Annotated in this window: 14 protein-coding genes; 8 read left to right on the top strand and 6 right to left on the bottom strand. The window is 65.4% G+C overall.

Annotation, left to right across the window (positions count from 1 at the left end):
* Positions 1-11: 11 nt before the first annotated feature.
* The 3 genes from KSS95_RS01520 to KSS95_RS01510 are packed head-to-tail and all read right to left on the bottom strand — an operon-like array spanning position 12 to position 3,594.
* Positions 12-284 (bottom strand): oxidative damage protection protein, encoded by a 273-nt coding sequence (locus KSS95_RS01520; RefSeq protein ID WP_011536185.1) that lies wholly within the window; start codon positions 282-284, stop codon positions 12-14.
* Positions 281-1,348: an A/G-specific adenine glycosylase gene (gene mutY, locus KSS95_RS01515; protein WP_217851018.1), complete on the bottom strand. Its 1,068-nt coding sequence runs from the start codon at positions 1,346-1,348 to the stop codon at positions 281-283. Before mutY ends, KSS95_RS01520 begins: the two co-directional genes overlap by 4 nt.
* Complete coding sequence (locus KSS95_RS01510) at positions 1,345-3,594, bottom strand: AsmA family protein (protein WP_217851016.1); 2,250 nt, start codon at positions 3,592-3,594, stop codon at positions 1,345-1,347. Before KSS95_RS01510 ends, mutY begins: the two co-directional genes overlap by 4 nt.
* A gap of 358 nt (positions 3,595-3,952) precedes the next feature.
* Here KSS95_RS01510 and KSS95_RS01505 point away from each other — a divergent pair, with 358 nt between their 5' ends.
* From KSS95_RS01505 to hisF, 6 genes are all read left to right on the top strand, one after another.
* A complete protein-coding gene (locus KSS95_RS01505; RefSeq protein WP_217851014.1) occupies positions 3,953-5,611 on the top strand; it encodes an OFA family MFS transporter in 1,659 nt (552 codons plus the stop codon).
* 273 nt (positions 5,612-5,884) lie between these two features.
* Positions 5,885-6,478: an imidazoleglycerol-phosphate dehydratase HisB gene (gene hisB, locus KSS95_RS01500; RefSeq protein WP_084941144.1), complete on the top strand. Its 594-nt coding sequence runs from the start codon at positions 5,885-5,887 to the stop codon at positions 6,476-6,478.
* Positions 6,479-7,117 carry an imidazole glycerol phosphate synthase subunit HisH gene (gene hisH / locus KSS95_RS01495; protein WP_217851012.1) on the top strand — a complete coding sequence of 213 codons (639 nt, stop codon included), beginning with the start codon at positions 6,479-6,481 and terminating at the stop codon, positions 7,115-7,117.
* Entirely contained in the window at positions 7,118-7,378 is a 261-nt protein-coding gene (locus KSS95_RS01490; RefSeq protein WP_217851010.1) for a DUF2164 domain-containing protein, read from the top strand.
* 27 nt (positions 7,379-7,405) lie between these two features.
* A complete protein-coding gene (gene hisA / locus KSS95_RS01485; RefSeq protein ID WP_217851008.1) occupies positions 7,406-8,143 on the top strand; it encodes a 1-(5-phosphoribosyl)-5-[(5-phosphoribosylamino)methylideneamino]imidazole-4-carboxamide isomerase in 738 nt (245 codons plus the stop codon).
* A 9-nt stretch (positions 8,144-8,152) separates the two neighbouring features.
* Positions 8,153-8,923: an imidazole glycerol phosphate synthase subunit HisF gene (hisF, locus tag KSS95_RS01480; protein ID WP_186731760.1), complete on the top strand. Its 771-nt coding sequence runs from the start codon at positions 8,153-8,155 to the stop codon at positions 8,921-8,923.
* Positions 8,924-9,032: 109 nt separating this feature from the next.
* Here the strand turns inward: hisF and choV are convergent, their stop codons facing one another.
* The 3 genes from choV to KSS95_RS01465 all read right to left on the bottom strand — a co-directional run bounded on the left by choV (position 9,033) and on the right by KSS95_RS01465 (position 12,094).
* Entirely contained in the window at positions 9,033-10,211 is a 1,179-nt protein-coding gene (gene choV, locus KSS95_RS01475; protein ID WP_186653708.1) for a choline ABC transporter ATP-binding protein, read from the bottom strand.
* Complete coding sequence (choW, locus tag KSS95_RS01470) at positions 10,208-11,056, bottom strand: choline ABC transporter permease subunit (protein ID WP_217853913.1); 849 nt, start codon at positions 11,054-11,056, stop codon at positions 10,208-10,210. Before choW ends, choV begins: the two co-directional genes overlap by 4 nt.
* A gap of 90 nt (positions 11,057-11,146) precedes the next feature.
* Complete coding sequence (locus tag KSS95_RS01465; RefSeq protein ID WP_217851001.1) at positions 11,147-12,094, bottom strand: choline ABC transporter substrate-binding protein; 948 nt, start codon at positions 12,092-12,094, stop codon at positions 11,147-11,149.
* Positions 12,095-12,538: 444 nt separating this feature from the next.
* Here KSS95_RS01465 and KSS95_RS01460 point away from each other — a divergent pair, with 444 nt between their 5' ends.
* Together KSS95_RS01460 and gbdR are read left to right on the top strand one after the other, a co-directional pair.
* Entirely contained in the window at positions 12,539-13,915 is a 1,377-nt protein-coding gene (locus KSS95_RS01460) for an L-serine ammonia-lyase (RefSeq protein WP_217850999.1), read from the top strand.
* 390 nt (positions 13,916-14,305) lie between these two features.
* Complete coding sequence (gene gbdR / locus KSS95_RS01455) at positions 14,306-15,412, top strand: choline metabolism transcriptional regulator GbdR (protein ID WP_186653694.1); 1,107 nt, start codon at positions 14,306-14,308, stop codon at positions 15,410-15,412.
* The last annotated feature ends 9 nt before the right edge of the window (positions 15,413-15,421 follow it).

Genomic DNA, 15,421 nt, shown 5'->3' with positions numbered 1-15,421 from the left:
GTTTTCCGGGCTCAATTCGAAGGCGGAACGTAGCCTTCGGCCTGGGCGTAGTCCTCGCCGGCGAAGAACTTGTCCATCTCGGCCTGGATGAACTTGCGGTCCTCGGCGTTCATCATGTTCAGGCGCTTCTCGTTGATCAGCATGGTCTGGTGGTCCTGCCACTCCTTCCAGGCCTTCTGCGAGATGTGCTCGAAGATGTCTTGGCCCTTGGCGCCCGGGTAGGGTGGGCGGTCCAGGCCTGGGAGTTCTTCGTTGTACTTGCGGCACTTCACGGTGCGGGTCATGGCTTCTCTCCTGCAATCAGTTCGTCGGCCGCGCGTTGCAGCAGCTTCTTGACCGGGGCAGCGAGGCCCAGGCGCGGCGGGGTGGCGAGGTTATACCAGAGCCAGTCGGGCTCGGCCACGTGCGCGCCGACGGGCTCGACACGCACCAGCCACGGCTCGATGGCCAGCTGGAAATGGCTGAAGGTGTGGGTCAGCCCCTCCAGGGCCTGGCGGCCGGCCAGGCTCAGGCCGTGCTGGTAGGCGAGGTCGTCGAGCTGTTCCAGGCTGTCCAGCTCCGGCAGGCTCCACAAGCCGCCCCACAGGCCGGTGGAGGGCCGGCGGTAGAGCAGGATCGCGCCTTCGTGGTTGCTCAGCAGCGGCATCAGGGTCTTGCGCTGGGGCAGGGCCTTGCGTGGCTTGGGCTCGGGGTAGCGGGTCTCTTCGCCGTGCAGGTGGGCTTCGCAGCCGCGCTGCAACGGGCAGATCAGGCAACTGGGCTTGCTGCGGGTGCACAGCGTGGCGCCCATGTCCATCATCGCCTGGGTGAAGTGGTTGACCCGGGTCATCGGCGTGAAGCGCTCGGCGGTTGCCCACAGCTGGTTGGCCACCTTCGGCTCACCGGGGTAGCCGGCCTGGGCGGTGAAACGGGCCAGTACGCGCTTGACGTTGCCGTCGAGGATCGGCGCGCGAATGCCCATGCTGATGCTGGCGATGGCCCCGGCGGTGGAGCGGCCGATGCCGGGCAGCTCGGTGAGCTGCTCGACGCTGCGCGGGAACTCGCCGCCATGCTGCTCGACGACGATCTTCGCGGCCTTCTGCAGGTTGCGCGCGCGGGTGTAGTAGCCCAGGCCCGTCCACAGGTGCAGCACCTCGTCCTCGGGCGCCTCGGCCAGCGCCTGCACGGTGGGCAGGGCCTGCATGAAGCGGTCGAAGTAGTTGAGCACGGTGCTGACTTGCGTCTGCTGCAGCATGATTTCGGAGACCCACACCCGATACGGGGTGATGCCCTGTTGCCAGGGCAGGTCATGCCGGCCGTGCTGGTCGTACCAGTCCAGCACGGCGCTGGAGAACTGCTGTGGGCTCATCGTTTGAACAGCCCCTTGAGCGCGTCCTTGAGTTCCGGGCTGACCTTGTCGCCGAGTTTTTCTTCAAGCTTCTGGTCGATCTTGTCTTTCAGGCGGTTGCCGGCCAGCTTGGCGGCCACCTTGCCCAGGCCGTCCTGGTCCAGGCGGCAGGCCTTGGCACCGAGCTCCAGCGGGCCGCGGCAGCGCAGCGGCACTTCGACGCCGACATAGCGCTCGTTGACCTGGCAGGCCGGGTCGGGCATGGCGCGCTGGTCGCCTTCGACGACCACGCCGACGTTGTAGTCCATGCCCAGCACACGCAGGTCGAGGTCGCCGTGGCCGTTGACGGTCAGGCCTGGGATGCGCGCCTTGAGGTCCGGGTTGCTGGCCACGCCGTTGCGGATCACCAGGCTGCCGCGCAGTTCCTGGAACGGCGTGTCCTTGCCGCGCGGCTCACCGCTCAGTTGCTTGCGGTTGAGGGTGGCGATGGCCTGGCACAGTTGCTGCTCCAGGTTGGCGTTGACCAGCACGCCATCGTTGATGGTGAAGCTGGCGTTGCCGTTGAGGGTGTCGACCAGGGCCTTCTGGCTGTTGCCGGTGGCGGTGAGGTCGCTGTTCAAGGTCAGCAGGCCCTTGACCGGCGGGGCCTGGTCCGGGCCTTCGCGCTTGATGAAGTGCTCCACCGGCACGCGGTTGATCTTGGTGTTGATGCCGATCTGCGGCACGGCCGGGCGCACATCGACGTTGCCCTTGGCCTCGAAGGTGCCGTTGTACAGGCCGCCGCGCAGGGCCTGCAGGGTCAGCAGGCCGCCCTGGCCGCTGGCGCTGAGCTGGGCGTCGCTGATCGGCAGCTTGTCCAGGGTAAGGGCGCCGAACGACAGCTCGGCTTGCAGGTCGAGGGCGCGCAGGCGGTCGACCGGCAGCAGCTTGTCGGTGCTCCAGGCGACCTGGGTCGGGGCGTTGGGCAGCGGCGTGGAGCCGGCGCCGGCCACCGCCGTGGCCTCCTGTTGCTTGACTTCGGCCTGGCGCGCGGCGCTGGCGCCCTTGGCCTGTTCGCTCTTGGCCGGCAGGTAGCGGTCGGCGTCGAAGGTATCGCCCTTCAGGCGCACGCGCAGGGCCTGCTTGGCGAAGTCTTCCACGGCCACGCGGCCGCTGAAGGTGCTGTCGTCCAGTTTCACCGCCAGGTCTTCCAGGGCCAGGCTGTTCGGCGTGCCTTCCAGGCGGGTGACCAGCTCGAGCTTCTTGAACGCGGCAGGGTCGGCGGTGGCCGGCAGCGGGTGGCCGATGCCATCGAGGAAGGTGCGCAGGTCGAACTGGGCGATGGACAGGCCACCGCTGACCTGCGGCGCCTTGTCCAGGTCGCGCAGGTTCAGCTCGCCAAGGGCGCGCAGCTGGTTGGCCGAGACCTTCAGGCCGCTCCACGAGGCGACGTTGGCGGCCAGGTCGACCAGCACCTGGCCTTGCGCCGCAAAGGTCATGGTCTTGCCGGCCAGCGGTTCGCCCGAAGTCTCGCCGGACAGGCGCATGTCCTCGAGGTTGTAGCGCTTGAGCTTGCGATCGAAGCGCAGCTCGCCGGTCAGCTCGGTGCGTGCCTTGAGGTTCGGCTGGCTGGCGCTGAGGAAGGCGCTGGCCTTGAGCGGGATGTTCGCGCCTTCGTGCACCGGCCCGGTGCTCAGCTGGATGCTTTCGGCGCTGTAGCTCTGGCCGGCTTTCTCGTCGGTGTACTGCACCCGGGCGTTGTTCACGGTCAGGCTGTCGATGTCGAGCTTGACCGCGCGCTCGCTGGCAGCAGGCTTGGCCGCTTCGCTGGCTGGCACTTCACCTGGCGTGGCGGCTGGCGCGCTGGCCACGGCCGGGTCGGGCAGCGGCTTGCCGATGTCCTCCCAGTTGCCATGGCCGTTGGCGTCGCGGGTGAGGGTCAGGTTCAGGCCCTCGACGCGCACGTCGCTCATCTGCACTTCGCGGCGCAGCAGGGGCAGCACGCGCACCGAAAGGCCGAGCATCTGCAGGTCGGCGAATGGCACCTTGGGGTTGTTCAACGTGGCGATGCTCGCCTCGTGCAGCTCCAGGCCCAGCCAGGGGAACAGGCTCCAGCCGATGTCGCCGTTGAGGGTCAGCTCGACGTGGGCCTTGTCACGGGCCAACTGGCGGATTTCGTCTTTGTAGTCGTTGGGATCGAAGAGGTGGCTCAGGGCGAAGCCCAGCGCCACGATGATCAGCAACAACCCGAGAAGCCCCAGCCCCAGGATTTTGCCGAACGCTTTCATGGGCGAGTCCTTGTAGTCCGAAAGTGAAATTCAGCGGCGAGTATAGCGCCGTGGCGCCTGGCTCTGCGCATTCGACGTTTCGACCGTGCGTGGGTGGACCGGTTCGCCGGCAAGCCGGCTCCTACCGAAGCCCGTGGGGGCCGGCTTGCCGGCGAACCGGTGGCAATACCGTTTCAGTTGTCGAAAAAAACACGATATCAGATTGCTTTCATGTCACCGGCTGCTGGTAATCTTGCGCCCGCCCGTGGAACCCCGCGACCCATTGTCGCGGGCGATGCCGCAAACGGCCGGGCTGCCTTGCGTGCAGCCAACTACAGAGCCGTCCACGCGCACAGCCCACCTACAAAAGGAACAATCCATGAACAGCAGTATCACGGCAGGAGCGGTGGCCAGCGCCCCGGGCTTCCTGTCGAAGGAGCGCATCATCGCCCGTCCGGGCTTCAACCGCTGGCTGGTGCCGCCGGCGGCCCTGGCCATCCACCTGTGCATCGGCATGGCCTATGGCTTCTCGGTGTTCTGGCTGCCGTTGTCCCAGGCCCTGGGCGTCAGCGCGCCAGTGGCCTGCGCCGCCGACATGGGCTTCGTCGCCCGCCTGTTCAGCGCCGAGTGCGACTGGCCGATCTCCATGCTCAGCTGGATCTACACCCTGTTCTTCGTGTTCCTCGGCTGCTCGGCCGCGGTGCTCGGCGGCTGGCTGGAGCACGCTGGCCCGCGCAAGGCCGGGCTGGTCTCGGCGCTGTGCTGGTGCGGTGGCCTGCTGATCTCGGCAATCGGCGTGAAGACCCATCAGCTGTGGCTGATGTGGCTGGGCTCGGGGGTGATCGGGGGGATCGGCCTGGGCCTGGGCTACATCTCGCCGGTATCGACCTTGATCAAGTGGTTCCCGGACAAGCGCGGCATGGCCACTGGCATGGCGATCATGGGCTTTGGTGGCGGTGCCATGGTGGGCGCTCCGTTGGCCACCGCGCTCATGGGCCACTTTGGCAGCAGCACCGAGGTGGGGGTATGGCAGAGCTTCGTCGCCATGGCCGCGATCTACTTCGTGTTCATGACCGCCGGCGCCCTGGCCTACCGCGTGCCGCCGACCGGCTGGAAGCCTGAAGGCTGGACGCCGCCGGCGAAGAAGGCCAACGCCATGGTCACCGACCGTCACGTGCACGTCAGCGTGGCCTGGAAGACCCCGCAATTCGCCCTGGTATGGCTGGTGCTGTGCCTGAACGTCTCGGCCGGCATCGGCATCCTCGGCATGGCCTCGCCGCTGTTGCAGGAAGTGTTCGCCGGCAAGCTGCTGGGCAACGGGTTGACCTTCGGCGAGCTGAACGCCGCGCAACTGGCGCAGATCGCCGCCATCGCCGCCGGCTTCACCGGCCTGCTCAGCCTGTTCAACATCGGCGGGCGTTTCTTCTGGGCGTCGTGCTCGGACTACATTGGCCGCAAGAACACCTACTTCGTGTTCTTCGCCCTGGGCGTGGGGCTCTACGGCCTGATTCCGAACCTGGGGCACCTGGGCAACGTGGCGCTGTTCGTCGCGGCGTTCTGCATCATCCTGTCGATGTATGGCGGCGGCTTCTCGACGGTGCCGGCCTACCTGGCGGACCTGTTCGGCACGCAGATGGTCGGCGCAATCCATGGCCGCCTGCTGACGGCCTGGGCCGCCGCCGGCGTGCTCGGCCCGGTGCTGATCACCTACCTGCGCGAGGCGCAGCTGGCGGCGGGGGTGGAGCGGGCCGCGGCCTATGACATGACCTTGTACATCCTCGCCGGCCTGCTGGTGCTGGGCTTTGTCTGCAACCTGCTGGTGCGGCCGGTGGCGGACAAGTACTTCATGACCGACGCCGAGCTTGCCGCCGAGCGTGCGCTGAGCCACGACAAGGGCGTCGATTCGGCGCGCGCGCTGGAATGGCACGCGGCGCCGGGCAGCCTGCCGCTGGTGCTGCTGGCCTGGGCAGTGGTGGTGATTCCGCTGGCCTGGGGGGTGTGGGTGACCTTGCAGAAGACGGCGGTGCTGTTCCAGTGAGTTAGCTGGCCCTGGGGGGCGCTTTGCGCCCCTTTCGCGACCCAAGGCCGCTCCCACAGGCATTGCGTACCTTCAGGGGTTACGAGGTTTCTGTAGGAGCGGCCTTGCGTCGCGATGGGCTGCGCAGCAGCCCCAAGGCGCAGTTGTATAGACCTGTAGGCCTGTCCCACCCCCGTAATTACTAGCCCTGCCATATGTCATCCGCGTTTCAAGCCGGCGCGTTCTGGGCCTATAATGGAGCCCTTTTCGCCCAATGATTTAGCGGAGCTGGTGATGGTCGAACGTAAGGCTTCCGTCGAGCGCAATACCCTGGAAACCCAGGTCAAGTGCTCGATCAACCTCGATGGCAGCGGCAAGGCCCGATTCGAAATCGGCGTGCCTTTCCTTGAACACATGCTGGACCAGATCGCCCGACATGGGCTGATCGATCTGGACATCGAGTGCAAGGGCGACCTGCATATCGACGATCACCATACCGTCGAGGACGTCGGCATCACCCTGGGCATGGCATTCGCCCAGGCCATCGGCGACAAAAAAGGCATCTTCCGCTACGGCCACGCCTACGTGCCGCTGGACGAAGCGCTGTCGCGGGTGGTCATCGACTTCTCCGGCCGCCCGGGCTTGCAGATGCACGTGCCCTACACCCGCGCCACCGTGGGCGGCTTCGATGTCGACCTGTTCCAGGAGTTCTTCCAGGGCTTCGTCAACCACGCCCTGGTGACCCTGCACATCGACAACCTGCGTGGCCACAACACCCACCACCAGATCGAGACCGTGTTCAAGGCGTTCGGCCGTGCCCTGCGCATGGCCATCACCCTCGACGAGCGCATGGCCGGGCAGATGCCTTCCACCAAGGGATGCCTGTAAATGCAGACGGTAGCCGTAATCGACTATGGCATGGGCAACCTGCACTCGGTGGCCAAGGCCCTGGAGCACGTGGGCGCCGGCAAGGTGCTGGTGACCAGTGACGCCGCGGTGATTCGCGAGGCCGACCGCGTGGTGTTCCCCGGCGTTGGCGCGATTCGCGACTGCATGGCCGAGATCCGCCGCCTGGGCTTCGACAGCCTGGTCCGCGAAGTCAGCCAGGACCGTCCGTTCCTCGGTATCTGCGTGGGCATGCAGGCGCTGCTTGAGCACAGCGAAGAAAACGACGGCGTCGACTGCATCGGCCTGTTCCCCGGCCAGGTGCGCTTCTTCGGCAAAAGCCTGAAGGAAGACGGCGAGCACCTGAAAGTGCCGCACATGGGTTGGAACGAAGTCAGCCAGACCAACGACCACCCGCTGTGGCACGACATTCCGGATCGCGCGCGTTTCTACTTCGTGCACAGCTACTACATCAATGCCGGCAAGCCGAGCCAGGTGGTCGGTCGCGGCCACTATGGCGTCGATTTCGCCGCCGCGCTGGCCGAGGGCTCGCGCTTCGCCGTGCAGTTCCACCCAGAGAAGAGCCACACCCATGGCCTGCAGCTGCTGCAGAACTTCGTGGCCTGGGACGGGCGCTGGTAAATGAGCAGATCGCGGAACAAGGCCGCCGTCATCACCCTGGCCCCCGAGCAGGAGCGCGAGGCGCTCGACACCCTCAAGCGCTTCCTCGAAGAGCGCTTCGAGCTGCAACTGGGGTCGTTCGAGGTGGCCGAGGTCCTCGAGCTGTTCAGCAAAGAGATTGCACCTCACTACTACAACAGGGCGATTAGCGATGTTCAGCTGCACCTCAAGGAGCGGTTCGAGAGCATCGAAAGCGACCTGTGGGCGCTCGAGAAGCCCTGAATTCCAACGATTAGACAGGTTCCTCACATGCTGATTATCCCCGCTATCGATCTCAAGGACGGTGCCTGCGTACGTCTGCGCCAAGGCCGCATGGAAGACTCCACCGTATTCTCCGACGACCCGGTGAGCATGGCCGCCAAATGGGTCGAGGGTGGCTGCCGCCGCCTGCACCTGGTCGACCTCAACGGCGCCTTCGAAGGCCAGCCGGTCAACGGCGAGGTGGTCACCGCCATCGCCAGGCGCTACCCGACCCTGCCGATCCAGATCGGCGGCGGCATCCGCTCGCTGGAAACCATCGAACACTACGTCAAGGCCGGCGTCAGCTACGTGATCATCGGCACCAAGGCGGTCAAGCAGCCTGAGTTCGTTGCCGAAGCGTGCAAGGCCTTCCCCGGCAAGGTCATCGTCGGCCTGGACGCCAAGGACGGCTTCGTCGCCACCGACGGCTGGGCCGAAGTGAGCAGCGTGCAGGTCATCGACCTGGCCAAGCGTTTCGAGGCTGATGGCGTGTCGGCGATCGTCTACACCGACATCGCCAAGGACGGCATGATGCAAGGCTGCAACGTGCCCTTCACCAAGGCCCTGGCCGAAGCCACGCGCATTCCGGTGATCGCCTCGGGCGGCATCCACAACCTGGGTGACATCAAGGCCCTGCTGGACGCCAAGGCCCCGGGCATCATCGGCGCCATCACCGGCCGTGCCATCTACGAAGGCACCCTCGACGTCGCCGAGGCCCAGGCCTTCTGCGACAACTACCAAGGCTGAGGAGCGACCATGGCACTGGCCAAGCGCATCATCCCTTGCCTGGACGTGGACAACGGCCGGGTGGTCAAGGGCGTCAAGTTCGAGAATATCCGCGATGCCGGCGACCCGGTGGAAATCGCCCGGCGCTACAACGAGCAAGGTGCCGACGAGATCACCTTCCTCGACATCACCGCCAGCGTCGATGGCCGTGACACCACCCTGCATACCGTCGAGCGCATGGCCAGCCAGGTGTTCATCCCGCTGACCGTGGGCGGTGGCGTGCGCACCGTGCAGGACATCCGCAACCTGCTCAACGCCGGTGCCGACAAGGTGTCGATCAACACCGCCGCGGTGTTCAACCCGGAGTTCGTCGGCGAGGCAGCGGACCGTTTCGGTTCGCAGTGCATCGTGGTGGCCATCGATGCCAAGAAGGTGTCCGGCCCCGGCGAAACGCCGCGCTGGGAGATTTTCACCCACGGTGGGCGCAAGCCTACCGGGCTGGATGCCGTCGAATGGGCGAAGAAGATGGAAGGCCTGGGTGCCGGTGAAATCCTGCTGACCAGCATGGACCAGGACGGCATGAAGAATGGCTTCGACCTAGGGGTGACCCGGGCCATCAGCGATGCGCTGGGGATTCCGGTGATCGCCTCGGGTGGCGTGGGCAACCTGCAGCACCTGGCCGATGGCATCCTGGAAGGGCATGCCAGCGCGGTGCTGGCGGCCAGTATCTTCCACTTTGGCGAGTACACGGTGCCTGAGGCCAAGGCCTACATGGCTGCGCGCGGGATCGTCGTGCGCTGACAGATCGCCGGGAGGGCTTCGCCCTCCTATCGCGACACAAGGCCGCTCCTACAGGGATACGCGTTCCCCTGTAGGGGCGGCCTTGTGTCACGCAGCGGCCCCAGAGGCATCACCCGTGGTTCTTGCCCAGCAAGGCATGGTAAAGCTCGGTATCCCCAAGAATTCCCACCACCTTGTCGTTATCCTGCAGCACCAGCTTGTTGCCCGTGTGATAACGAATCTGCAGCGCTTCGCGCATGCCGATATTGGCGTTGACCAAGGTTGGCCGGCGATCGAGCAGTTCCACATCCTGCCCCGGCGCCCAGTTTTGCAGATCCAGGCCGTTCTGGCCCTGGCGTGCACGCTTGATCGAACCGCCCTCGCCAAGGTCGAGCCAGGAATCGATGCCCGGGTCGATGCACACCGAGCCGTTGACCCGCTTGCAGTTGTCCAGGCTGCGCATCAGGCTGCGCCCGCACAGCACGTTCAGTGGGTTGGTATGGGCGACGAAGGTGCGCACGTACTCGTCGGCGGGGTTGAGCACGATCTCTTCGGGCTTGCTGTACTGGATGATCCGCCCGTCCTTCATGATGGCGATGCGGCTGCCCAGCTTGAGGGCCTCGTCGAGGTCGTGGCTGACGAACACGATGGTCTTGCTCAGCTTGCTTTGCAGGGCCAGCAGCTCGTCCTGCAGGCCCTGGCGGATCAGCGGGTCGAGGGCCGAGAACGGCTCGTCCATCAGCAGGATGTCGGCGTCCATCGCCAGCGCCCGGGCCAGGCCCACGCGCTGCTGCATGCCACCGGACAGTTCATCGGGCTTTTTATTGCGCCACTGGGTCAGGCCGACCAGCTCGAGCTTTTCGTCGACCAGCTTGCGCCGTTCCTTTTCCGGGCGGCCCTGCATCTCCAGGCCGAAGCTGATGTTCTCGCGCACCGTCAGCCAGGGCATCAGGGCGAATTTCTGGAACACCATGGCGATGCGCTGGGTGCGCATCATCTTCAGCTCTGCCGGGGTGCAATGGGCGATGTCGATGTGCTTGCCTTCATGCTCGACGAACAGCTTGCCGCGGCTCACCGTGTTCAGGCCGTTGATGCAGCGCAGCAGGCTCGACTTGCCCGAGCCGGACAGGCCCATCAGCACGCAGATCTCGCCCTTGTTGATGTCCAGGTTGGCTTTTTCGACGCCGACCACCAGCCCGGTCTGCTTGAGAATCTGCTCGCGGGTCTGGCCCTGGTCGAGCAGCGCCAGCGCCTCGCGCGGCTTGCTGGAGAAAATGACGTCGACGTCTTCGAAACGAATGATGCTCATGCCTCACCCCTTACCGGCAGCTCCGGTTGCTTGCAGATACGGTCGAGCATGATCGCCAGCAGCACGATGGCCAGGCCTGCTTCGAAGCCCAGGGAGATATCCGCGGTGTTCAGTGCGTTGACCACCGGCTTGCCGAGGCCGTCGGCGCCAACCAGGGCGGCGATCACCACCATCGACAGCGACAGCATGATGCACTGGGTGACCCCGGCGGCGATGCTCGGCATGGCGTGGGGCAGTTCGATGCGGGTCAGCAACTGGCGGCGCGAGCAGCCGAAGGCCTTGCCGGCGTCCAGCAGCTCCTGGGGCACGTCGCAGATCCCCAGGTAGGTGAGGCGGATGGGCGCGGCGATGGCGAACACCACGGTGGAGATCAGCCCCGGTACCACGCCCAGGCCGAACAGGGTCAGGGTGGGGATCAGGTAGACGAAGGTAGGCACGGTCTGCATCAGGTCCAGCACCGGGCGCATGGCGGTATAGAACATCGGCTTGTGCGCGGCGGCGATGCCCAGCGGCACGCCGATGACCACGCACACCACCGTGGCGAAGGTCACCTGCGCCAGGGTTTCCATGGTTTCCTGCCAGTAGCCCAGGTTGAGGATCAGCAGGAACGACAGGGCGACGAACACGGTGAGCGCCCACTTGCGCTGGATCAGGTGGGCCAGGGCGGCGAACAGGGCGACGAGCACGAACGGGTTGAACCAGGTCAGGGCACTGGTGACGCCATGGATCATGAATTCCAGGCCTTGGGCGATGGCGTCGAAATAGCTGGCGCCGTTCTGGGTCAACCATTCGACGAACGAGGCGATGTACTGCCCCAGGGGTATTTTCTGATCGATAAGCATGATAGCGAGCTTCCACCTGCAAAGATTGAAATCAGTTCGGGGCGGCACGGTTCCGCCCCGCGGTAGTGCTTGTTGCTACTGCGAATTTCGTTGTTATTGCGACAGCTTGGCCTTGACCGCCTCCAGCCCCGGTTTGCCATCAACGGTCGTCACCCCGGCCAGCCAGGTGTCGAGCACTTGCGGGTTGTTCTTCAGCCACGCCTTGGCGGCCGCGTCGGCTTTGATCTTGTCGTCCAGGACATTGCCCATCAGCGTGCTTTCCATGTCGAGGGTGAACGACAGGTTCTTCAGCAACTGGCCAACGTTGCTGCACTCCTGCACGTAGCCCTTGCGGGTGTTGGTCAGCACGGTCGCCTTGCCGAACTCGGGGCCGAAGAAGTCATCGCCGCCGGACAGGTACTGCATCTTGAAGCGCTTGTTCATCGGGTGCGGTTCCCAGCCCAGGAACACCACCGCCTCGCCACGCTTCTGCGCCCGGTCGACCTGCGACAGCATGCCCGCCTCGCTGGACTGCACCAGCTTGAAGCCGGCGCTCTTCAGGCCGAAGGCGTCCTTGTCGATCATGCTCTGGATGGTGCGGTTGCCGTCGTTGCCCGGCTCGATGCCGTAGATCTTGCCGCCGAGCTTGTCCTTGAACTTGACGATGTCGGCAAAGTCCTTGAGGCCCTGGTCGTAGAGGGCCTGGGGCACCGCCAGGGTGTACTTGGCGTTTTCCAGGTTGGCGCGCACGGTCTCGACGGTACCGGCGTCGCGGTACTGCTTGATGTCGTTCTCCATGGTCGGCATCCAGTTGCCGAGGAACACGTCGAGGTCCTTGCCGCCAGCCAGCGACTTGTAGGTCACCGGCACCGAGATCATGTTGGTGTGGGTCTTGTAGCCCAGGGCCTCGAGCACGACGCTGGTCATGGCCGTGGTGACGGTGATGTCGGTCCAGCCGACGTCGGAGAAGCGCACCGTCTGGCACTGCTCTGGTTCTGCGGCCTGGGCCAGCAGTGGGGTGGACAGCAACGCGGCCAGCAACAGCGAGGGTGAAGCTTTCATAGGTGGACTCCTGTGATTTTATCTTCGGGTTCGCGGGGGCCGTCGGTGCGTGCTGGGGCGCCGATCGGCCAGGCCTGCAGAGGGCAGGATGCGAGGCCGTGCAATACGAGTCGCTTTCGATAATCCTCCAGCGTCGGGCAATCGCCTACTGGTGGCGTCGTATCCAGTACAGGACGGGTCGCATCCAGTACGGACGATGTCGCAACTGGGTTTTTCCACCCCCACCCCCGGGTTTTTGCGGCATCCGGCCACCGGAAAACGGCGCGCGCAGCAGCGGATCAGCAGCGGCGCTGGTGGACAAAAGTACGTCGGTTGCAGACGGCGAGGGGCTGGGCAAAAGCCCGATGATGCGAGCATTCCAAGGCGGCTCGACGATTCAGCCTAGCAGTTGCGCAAGGTGTCGTATGGCGCGTCCAGACAAGCCCAGCAAGAGGTGATCCGACAATGGCCATCAGCGTGTTCGACCTGTTCAAGATCGGTGTCGGGCCTTCCAGCTCGCACACCGTCGGCCCCATGCGCGCCGCCGCGCTGTTCGTCCAGGGGCTGCGCCAACGCGGCGAGCTGGAGCAGGTGCGGCGCATCGAAGTGCGCCTGTATGGCTCGCTGTCGGCCACCGGCGTCGGCCATGGCACCGACAACGCCACGATCATGGGCCTGATGGGCGAATGGCCCGACGCCATCGACCCGTCGCAGATCACCCCACGCATCGCCGACCTGCGCGAAACCAACGTGCTCAAGCTCGACAACCGCCTGCCCATCGAGTTTGTCTGGGCCCGCGACATGCTGCTGCTGGACGAGAACCTGCCGTATCACCCCAACGCCATGACCCTGATTGCCCAAGGCCAGGGCGGCGAGCTGCACCGCGACACCTACTACTCGGTGGGCGGCGGCTTCGTGGTCGATGCCGCGCAGGCCGCCAGCGGCGTGCTGGATGCCGACCAGACCGTGCTGCCCTACGATTTCAACAGCGCCGCCGAACTGCTGCGCCTGTGCCGGCAAAACGACCTGAGCGTGTCGCAATTGATGCTGGCCAATGAGAGGGTCTGGCGCAGCGAGGAAGAGATCCGCGCCGGCCTGCTCAAGCTCTGGCAGGCCATGCAGGAATGCGTGAACAACGGCCTCAGGCACGAGGGCATCCTGCCCGGCGGGCTCAATGTACGGCGCCGCGCCGCCCGTCTGCACCGCAGCCTGCAGGAGCTGGGCAAGCCCAACGTGATCGGCTCGACCATGAGCGCCATGGAGTGGGTCAACCTGTTCGCCCTGGCGGTCAACGAAGAGAATGCCGCCGGCGGGCGCATGGTCACCGCGCCCACCAATGGCGCGGCGGGGATCATCCCGGCGGTGCTGCACTACTACATGCGCTTCTCCGATGCGGTGGACGAGTCCAACGTGGTGGACTTCTTCCTGGGCGCGGCGGCGGTGGGCATCCTGTGCAAGAAGAATGCGTCGATCTCCGGCGCCGAGGTTGGCTGCCAGGGCGAGGTCGGCTCGGCCTGCGCCATGGCCGCCGCGGGCCTGGCCCAGGTGCTCGGGGCCACCCCGGCGCAACTGGAGAACGCCGCCGAGATCGCCCTGGAGCACAACCTGGGGCTCACCTGCGACCCGGTCGGCGGGCTGGTCCAGGTGCCCTGCATCGAGCGCAATGCCATCGCCGCGGTGAAGGCGATCAACGCCGTGCAGATGGCCTTGCGCGGCGATGGCGAGCACTTCATCTCCCTCGACCAGGTGATCCGCACCATGCGCGACACCGGCGCCGACATGCACGACAAGTACAAGGAGACCTCCCGGGGCGGCCTGGCGGTCAGCGTCATCGAATGCTGATGCGCTGTCCTGGCCCATCCATGACCGTGGCGCCACATTCTGGCGCAGCGGTGCCAACGACCGACCGTCGGCTGTCGTTACCAGTAGCGTCGTTGTCGGTGACACTCAAGTCTGTCGCTTCTGGGCAACCTTCCCACAAGTGCTACCGAACTGCTCAGCAGTAAAACGCAAAGGCGCTGGCGCGCCGTTTTGCGTGGCAACACCGACTCGATGAAAAAGGCTCTTGCGGCAACAGGATGACGTCGTTTTTGGGTTTTTTTGGATGGCCGTTCAATTTCAGGCACGGCGTTTGCGTCGAGATTGACAAAGCCCTTGCATCCGAACGGGGGCGCTAACAAGAAACCCGTGCTCGCCTGAAGCACACCCTGCATTGTGTGAGGAGAAATCGCGATGACGTCGTACACCTCCGGGAACCCAACCCAGAACCGCACAGCACCCCAGTCCATCGGCTTTCTCCTGCTGGACAACTTCACCCTGATTTCCCTGGCCTCGGCGGTCGAGCCGCTGCGCATGGCCAACCAGCTGTCCGGCCGCGAGCTGTACCGCTGGCATACCTTGACCGTCGACGGTGGCCAGGTGTGGGCCAGCGACGGCTTGCAGATCACCCCTGACGCCGCCATGCACAGCGCCCCGCCGATCGACACCGTGATCGTCTGTGGCGGCGTAGGCATCCAGCGCACCGTCACCCGCGAGCATGTCACCTGGCTGCAAGCCCAGGCTCGCCAGTCGCGCCGCCTGGGCGCGGTGTGTACCGGCAGCTGGGCGCTGGCTTGCGCCGGCCTGCTCGATGGCTTCGATTGCAGCGTGCACTGGGAATGCCTGGCGGCGATGCAGGAGGCTTATCCACGGGTGAACATGAGCACCCGTCTGTTCACCCTCGACCGCAACCGCTTCACCAGCTCCGGTGGCACCGCGCCGCTGGACATGATGCTGCACCTGATCAGCCGCGATCATGGCCGCGAGCTGTCGGCGGCGATCTCCGAGATGTTCGTCTACGAACGCATCCGCAACGAGCAGGACCACCAGCGCGTGCCGCTCAAGCACATGCTTGGCACCAACCAGCCGAAGTTGCAGGAAATCGTCGCGCTGATGGAGGCCAACCTCGAGGAACCGATCGACCTCGACGAACTGGCGGTGTACGTGGCGGTATCGCGGCGCCAGCTCGAGCGCCTGTTCCAGAAGTACCTGCACTGCTCGCCATCGCGCTATTACCTGAAGCTGCGCCTGATCCGCGCGCGGCAACTGCTCAAGCAGACGCCGATGTCGATCATCGAGGTGGCGTCGGTGTGCGGGTTCGTCTCCACGCCGCACTTCTCCAAGTGCTACCGCGAGTATTTCGGCATTCCGCCACGTGACGAGCGGGTGGGCTCGAACACCACCCAGCAGGTGGCGATGATGCCGATTCCCCAGGCCATGGCCCTGTCGCCGCACAGCGGGCCGATGGCGGCGCTGAGCCAGGCGCGCAACGAGTCGACCTTTGCCAGCGTGCGCCTGTAGCGGAAACTC

Source organism: Pseudomonas muyukensis, from assembly GCF_019139535.1.
In the GTDB taxonomy this organism is placed as follows: Bacteria; Pseudomonadota; Gammaproteobacteria; order Pseudomonadales; family Pseudomonadaceae; genus Aquipseudomonas; species Aquipseudomonas muyukensis.
The sequence above is the reverse complement of the archived record's forward strand: the minus strand, read 5'-3'. Positions and strand labels throughout refer to the sequence as shown.